The sequence below is a fragment of the Mesorhizobium sp. M2E.F.Ca.ET.209.01.1.1 genome (assembly GCF_004010375.2).
GTDB lineage: Bacteria > Pseudomonadota > Alphaproteobacteria > Rhizobiales > Rhizobiaceae > Mesorhizobium.
On sequence record NZ_SADP02000528.1, the window covers coordinates 1 to 353 of the forward strand.

Below are 353 nucleotides of genomic sequence, written 5' to 3' on the forward strand. Positions count from 1 at the left end.
GCGTCGGTGTCCTTGACCTTGGACAGCACCGCGCCGCCGCTGGTCTGGATGCGCAACCCGTGGCCGGCGACGTCCACCTCGCCCTGCAGGTCCGCGAAGATCTCGTCGAGCAGGGTGCTGAGATGGCTCTCATCCTCGACCCGGTCGAAGAAGACCATGAACTCGTCGCCGCCGAAGCGGCTGACGGTGATGCCCGGTCCGGCGATCGCGGCGAGACGTTCGGCCACGGCGTAGATCAGTCCGTCGCCGACCGGATGGCCGAGCGTGTCGTTGACGCTCTTGAAGTCGTCGAGATCGAGTACCGCGAGGCCGCAGAGCCGCTCCTGGTCGCCGGAGGCCATGGCCTCGCCGAC

1 protein-coding gene is annotated in these 353 nt (G+C 68.3%); it reads right to left on the reverse strand.

Annotated elements, in window-relative coordinates:
* On the reverse strand, positions 1-353 hold a 353-nt coding region (locus EN852_RS36775; protein ID WP_135879754.1), incomplete at both ends, for a GGDEF domain-containing protein.